We start from the raw sequence: 3078 nt of genomic DNA, 5'->3' as shown, positions 1-3078 counted from the left end.
ACGCCCAGGCGTTCTGCTGCCAGTACGGGTTCGTCGGCGTGGTCTCGCGGCCCGCGAGACGAGCCGCGGTGCGCTGCAGCTCGGCGTCGTCGAGGTAGAGCACGAGCAGGGATTCCGGGTCCGGTGTCGGAGCGGCCTGGCCCGCGCCCGACGTGAACTCGAGATGCGCCCCGGTCCCGGGCAGGTCGAAGAAGACCCCGTAGTACCCGGCGTGATCGCGGAACTCCCCCCGCACCGGCAGGCCCAGGTCGTCGCGATAGAAGCGCACGATCTCGTCGAGGCGGTCGGTGTGACGTGCGAAGCGGACCTGCATGGGTCCATTCTGAGCGCGTAGCCGCTCGCGGTCACTCCCCTCGATACGGGCGCGCACCCCGCGCCGCGCGTCGTGGAGGATGCGCTCCCGAGGGTGCGCACGGTGGGCGTCGACGGTGACGTTGCGCATGACCGGCGCGCGCCTCGCGGCGCCTCAATCCCCCAGCGTGGACGCCTACCGCGACTCCTGGTCGCCCAGCTGACGCGCCGCGGTCACGAGACGCGTGAGGAGCCTCGCGGCGTGGTTCGCATCAGCCTCGGTCCAGTCCGCCGTCAGGTGCGAGATGAGGTCGTCCCCGACTCGGTAGAGCTCACGGGTGACGCGCCTGCCCTCACCTGTCAGGCGAAGCAGGATCGCCCGGGCATCGGCGGGGTCGGGTATCACCTCGACGAACCCGCGGTCTGACAGCTGTGCGGCCGCCTTGGTGATGCTCGGAGCTCCGACGCCGATCGCTCGCGCGAGGAGTCCGGGACGCGTCGCGCCACGAAACCCGAGCTCCCAGAGGACTCGGCCATGCGCACCGCTCAGACCCTGCAGCGCGTCGTTGCTCAGACGCGACCTGAACTCGGCCGCGCTCCACAGCTCCACGAGTGTCGCCAAGGGAAGGGCGATCGGATTCCGATACCCGAGATCGCCGGCATCCTCGAGATTCGCCCGCACACATCCACGGTACTCGGCGTACTGTGTGCTTGGAATAGTTTCCAAAGGAAAGGAAATTTCATGTCATTCGATGGCAAAGTCGCGATCGTGACGGGCGGGGCCTCCGGAATCGGCGAGGCGACCGCGAAACTGCTCGCCGCGAGAGGGGCACGCGTCCTGGTCGCCGATGTGTCGGATGCCGCGGGAGCTCGCGTCGTGAGCGACATCGAGAGCTCGGGTGGATCGGCGCGATACCTTCACGTCGATGTGTCGAGCCGAGACGACGCACGGAAGATGGTGCATCACGCGATCGAAACCTGGGGCGACCTGCACCTCGCAGCCAACGTCGCGGGCATCGGCCAGACGCCTTCCCGTCTACACGACATGGCTGAGAGCACCTGGGACCTCATCATGAACATCGACCTCAAGGGCATGTGGCACTGCATGGCCGCCGAGATCGACTATTTCTTGAGCCGCGACGGCGGCGCGATCGTGAACGTCGCGTCCGGCGCAGGGATGAGGGCGACGGTCGGACAGCCCGCCTACGGCATCGCGAAGGCCGGCGTCATTCAGATGACGCGACAGGGAGCGCTGGAATACGCCAAGGACGGCATCCGCGTGAACTCGGTCGCACCCGGACTCATCGACACACCCGCGGTCAAAGCCCTGCCCGACGATGTGCGTGCCCTGTACGCCGCGGGTCAGCCCGGCGGCCGGATGGGCGAGCCTCTGGAGATCGCGCAGACGATCGCCTGGCTGCTTTCCGACGAGGCGTCCTTCGTCTCGGGGCTGAATCACCTGACGGACGGCGGATGGTTTCAAATGTCACCGGCGTGAGTTCTCGCGGTCGCGGGACGAAATGCCCCACCCCCTGCCGTGTCGTGGTGGCGCGTCGAACCGCCGGGGGACCTCACCCCCTCCGCACCGACCCCGCGGCGCGGGTCACCCGACAGGGGGACGGATCGACGTCGTAGCCTCGAGGAGTGATCGCTCTCGAGACCGGCGCCGGTCGTCCCCTGATCGCCCTTCACGGCTTCGGTGTCGACCACCGCATCATGCTCCCCCTCGAGCAGATGACGAGCGGGATGCCGTGGCGACGGATCTACATCGACCTGCCGTGGGCCCCCGGCGCAACAGCGACGGCATCGAGCGCGCGGGAGGTCGCTGCCGGTGTGCTCGCCGAGATCGACGAGCATCTGAAGGACGAGCCGTTCGCCGTCATCGGCAACTCCTTCGGTGGGATGCTGGCCCGCTTCGTCGCCCACGAGCGTCGCGAACAGGCTCTCGGCGTGGCGACGCTCGCCGGGGTCGTCGAGGCCGACCACGGGGCGCGCACGCTTCCTCCGCGGACCGTGCTGTTCAGCGACCCCGTCACTCTGGAACGGGCCGGTGCGGATCGAGACGCCTTCGCCGAGCAGAGCGTGATCCAGGATGCCGCGTCCCTCGACGCGTTCCGCCGCTTCGTCCTCCCCGGACTGCGCGACGCCGAGGACGCCGTGATGGACCGGATCGCAGAGGACTACGCGCTCGACGACCTCCCGGAGCGCACCCACCCGGACCCGTTCACCGCGCCCGCGCTGCACCTGTTCGGCCGCCAGGATGACGTCGTCGGCTACGAGGACGGTCTCGCCCTGCGGGCGCACTATCCACGCGGCAGCTTCGTCGTGGTCGACGGCGCGGGCCACAACGTGCACCTCGAACGCCCCGAGCTGACGGGGGCGGCCGTCCGCGACTGGCTCGATCACATCGACGGCGAGGCGGCGCCGCGACCCACCCCGTGAACGCCTACGACACCCGCGCCGAGGAATACATCGCTGCGCTCGGATCGATGGATGCCGTGCACCCGGTGGACCGCGCGATCGTCGACGCGTGGGCCGCGGGGCTCACGGGCCCGGTGCTCGACGCGGGCTGCGGTCCCGGCCACTGGACGGCGCATCTCGCCGGCTCGGGACTCGACGTGCGCGGCGTCGACCTCGCACCGCGCTTCGTGGAGCACGCGCGAGCGACGCATCCCGGCATCCGCTTCGACGTCGGCACCATCGACGACCTCGAGCAGGCCGCCGGCGGGCTCGGTGGCATCCTGTCGTGGTTCTCGACGATCCATCACGCGCCCGACGCCGTCTCGA

5 protein-coding genes and 1 pseudogene are annotated in these 3078 nt (G+C 69.5%); 4 read left to right on the top strand and 2 right to left on the bottom strand.

The annotated features are described in order from the left end of the window. A partial coding sequence (locus tag QZ433_RS04770; RefSeq protein WP_295780292.1) for a VOC family protein occupies positions 1 to 313 on the bottom strand: 313 nt, incomplete at its 3' end. Between the two features lie 240 nt (positions 314 to 553). Here QZ433_RS04770 and QZ433_RS04765 point away from each other — a divergent pair. Next, positions 554 to 718, top strand: a complete 165-nt coding sequence (locus tag QZ433_RS04765) for a hypothetical protein (protein WP_295780290.1) — start codon at positions 554 to 556, stop codon at positions 716 to 718. A 9-nt stretch (positions 719 to 727) separates the two neighbouring features. Here QZ433_RS04765 and QZ433_RS15110 read toward each other — a convergent pair. Beyond that, positions 728 to 901: pseudogene (locus QZ433_RS15110) on the bottom strand (hypothetical protein); the annotation flags it as partial. On the opposite strand from QZ433_RS15110, the gene QZ433_RS04760 reads away from it, so the two are divergent. The 3 genes from QZ433_RS04760 to QZ433_RS04750 form a co-directional block, all read left to right on the top strand. Next, entirely contained in the window at positions 827 to 1789 is a 963-nt protein-coding gene (locus QZ433_RS04760; RefSeq protein ID WP_295780288.1) for an SDR family NAD(P)-dependent oxidoreductase, read from the top strand. The pseudogene QZ433_RS15110 and the gene QZ433_RS04760 overlap by 75 nt on opposite strands. A 146-nt stretch (positions 1790 to 1935) precedes the next feature. Further along, positions 1936 to 2733: an alpha/beta hydrolase gene (locus tag QZ433_RS04755; RefSeq protein ID WP_295780286.1), complete on the top strand. Its 798-nt coding sequence runs from the start codon at positions 1936 to 1938 to the stop codon at positions 2731 to 2733. Beyond that, a partial coding sequence (locus QZ433_RS04750) for a class I SAM-dependent methyltransferase (protein WP_295780283.1) occupies positions 2730 to 3078 on the top strand: 349 nt, incomplete at its 3' end. The genes QZ433_RS04755 and QZ433_RS04750, both read left to right, overlap by 4 nt.

Source organism: uncultured Microbacterium sp., assembly GCF_913776565.1.
GTDB lineage: Bacteria > Actinomycetota > Actinomycetes > Actinomycetales > Microbacteriaceae > Microbacterium.
This window is presented reverse-complemented; position numbering and strand designations above follow the sequence as displayed.

What these genes read in the sequence shown, in the direction of transcription:
- QZ433_RS04760 (WP_295780288.1), top strand. Translation starts at nt 827, where the DNA reads ATGCGCACCGCTCAGACCCTGCAGCGCGTCGTTGCTCAGACGCGACCT.